Consider the following 2,275-nt stretch of genomic DNA (forward strand, 5'->3'; position numbering starts at 1 on the left):
TCAAAACTTACCAGAACAGTCTGTATAAATATATTAAATTTTAAGTATTTAAAAACAGAAAAATTTCATACTGGTTACAGATTAAAAGAAATTGAAAGTGATGAAGAGTTAACCGATATAATAGAAATGCATTTTATAGAAATACCTAAATTAAAGGATGATAGTGATGAAAAAGATATATTGGTAGCATGGACTGAGTTTTTAAAGGACCCAGAAAGTGAAAAGGTTAGAAATCTTGAATTAAGTGTGAAAGAAATAAGAGAAGCAAAAGATGAACTAATAAAAATGAGTAATGACAGTGAACAAAGAGAGATTTATGACATGAGAGCTAAAATACTTAAAGACAAAGTAAGTGCACTTAATAAGGCTAAACAAGAAGGAAGAGAGGAAGGTAGAGAAGAAGGTAGAGAAGAAGGAGCTGTTAAGGTAGCTAAGAATCTTTTGAAAATGGGATTAACTGTAGAACAAGTTGCAGAAGCTTCGGAGCTATCAGCTGAAAAGGTTATAGAAATAAAAAATAAAATATAAAGTTGAGACTGTAAATAGATTTAAAAAAATATTTACAGTCTTTTTTGGATTTAAGATTTTACTCAAGAAGTATTTGGAGATGATTGAAAGGATACTGTTTTTTAAAGAAAATAAGCAAGCATGATAAAGCAAGAGGTTCTTGTCTTATTGCAGGCTATTTTATCTTGTAGAAGTTGTACTTGGAAAACCATACCCTTGACATTTTTGCCCAAGTCACAGTTACCCTAGTGAGGACATGCTTTATTGGACTCACTTGTTATGGGGTCATAGTGGGGAGGTATGCCGACGAACTTGCTTGCTATCTCTTTGAATTGAGTAAAAAGTATTTTAATATTGAAACATATATTGGTATGCTAAATAATAAAAAAAATACATAAATTAATCTAATACTCCCTAGAATAAGCGTCATTGAAAATAAAAAAGTATAATATGCTATTGAGATTTTTTTTATTGTAGATTCAGTTTTTCTTGATATTATATAACTTTTACCCAATTCACCCCATAAATGAAATACAATTTCACCAGTGTTTTTTTTTTGAAACATACCAGTTAATAATTTGTCAAATATCAACATATAAATTCCTCCTTATAAGATTAACAATTTATAGGTTTAGTTCAGTATTTTTGTATATTATATTATTTTATTTACTTTTTGAATCCAATAAGTAGGGCCTTCTACCGTAATATCTTGTTCTGATATATAAACCTTTATCGGTAATGTTAGCCACCTACTATAGAAGTTACCATAATATACTATAATACTATCTGATTCTTCAATGGTACGTCTATGTGCATCTTTTGTTGATGTTAAATAAATTATGTCTAGAATACTTTCTTTTTGCCAGTCAGTTGAATAACTAATTATTGATGAGTCAGGTTTTGCATATACTTCAGTAAAAAAGGCAGCCATTAACAAAGAGTAAGTAATACAACCTATAATACTAAAAAACTTAATACTTTTACTAAATGTAAGTTTGCTAATAATTGAAACTATTAATAATACTGCTAATAGGCAAAATGTAATTAGAAAAAAATGCAAAAAGTATTTTATAAATATTTTAGACACTTAATATACCTCCAGTATTTAAACCCAATTTTGATAGTAACTAAAAATATAATGACTATGAGTTAATAAATAAAGAAGCAAATAATACTGTGAAGTATTTATTTGCTCTTTTATTATAAATTTATTTTTTTAAACTGGAGCTACTGCACCAATGGCAGCACCAGAAAGAGCTCCTGCTACATAACCTTTCCACAAAGCTTTACCAGATATAGAACCGGACATAGCGCCACCAATTGCTACAGCAGTCATAGTATAAGCTCCACCTAAAATAGCTCCAGCTATGGCTCCAGCTAATAATCCACCATTAATGTTTTGCATTTGTTCATCAGAGCAAGTAGTAAAATAGTTAGTATTAATCATAATTAATTCCTCCTAGATTATATTTTTATCACAATTTATAGATTATTTTAAATTTTAATCCCATAAAGAATACAATATGCCACCTACAGCAGCACCTATTATAGTACCAGCAGCTACACCAGGAACGCCACCCAAAGCCCCAATTTTAGCCCCAATTATACCACCAGCAGTCATTGAAACACCAAGACCAACACCATTCCAATCCACACCACCATTAACACCTTCTAACTCATCACAACCCAACTCACAAAAAGCACCACTATAATTCAAAGTCATTTCCATAATATTCACCTCCTTATATTGTAAATTATTCAAAACTAT

General features: G+C 29.8%; 5 protein-coding genes. 1 reads left to right on the top strand and 4 read right to left on the bottom strand.

Annotated elements, in window-relative coordinates:
• On the top strand, window positions 1-528 hold a 528-nt coding region (locus BUB83_RS20965), incomplete at its 5' end, for an Rpn family recombination-promoting nuclease/putative transposase (RefSeq protein ID WP_143160623.1).
• A gap of 298 nt (window positions 529-826) precedes the next feature.
• Here the strand turns inward: BUB83_RS20965 and BUB83_RS20970 are convergent.
• The 4 genes from BUB83_RS20970 to BUB83_RS20985 form a co-directional block, all read right to left on the bottom strand.
• Window positions 827-1,102 (bottom strand): hypothetical protein, encoded by a 276-nt coding sequence (locus BUB83_RS20970; RefSeq protein WP_073341027.1) that lies wholly within the window; start codon window positions 1,100-1,102, stop codon window positions 827-829.
• A 57-nt stretch (window positions 1,103-1,159) separates the two neighbouring features.
• Complete coding sequence (locus BUB83_RS20975) at window positions 1,160-1,594, bottom strand: hypothetical protein (protein WP_073341028.1); 435 nt, start codon at window positions 1,592-1,594, stop codon at window positions 1,160-1,162.
• Window positions 1,595-1,723: 129 nt separating this feature from the next.
• Entirely contained in the window at window positions 1,724-1,954 is a 231-nt protein-coding gene (locus tag BUB83_RS20980; protein WP_073341029.1) for a bacteriocin, read from the bottom strand.
• A 54-nt stretch (window positions 1,955-2,008) separates the two neighbouring features.
• Window positions 2,009-2,236: a lactococcin A1 precursor gene (locus BUB83_RS20985; protein WP_143160624.1), complete on the bottom strand. Its 228-nt coding sequence runs from the start codon at window positions 2,234-2,236 to the stop codon at window positions 2,009-2,011.
• Window positions 2,237-2,275: the final 39 nt, after the last annotated feature.

Source organism: Clostridium grantii DSM 8605 (genome assembly GCF_900129965.1).
GTDB classification, from domain to species: Bacteria; Bacillota; Clostridia; order Clostridiales; family Clostridiaceae; genus Clostridium_AF; species Clostridium_AF grantii.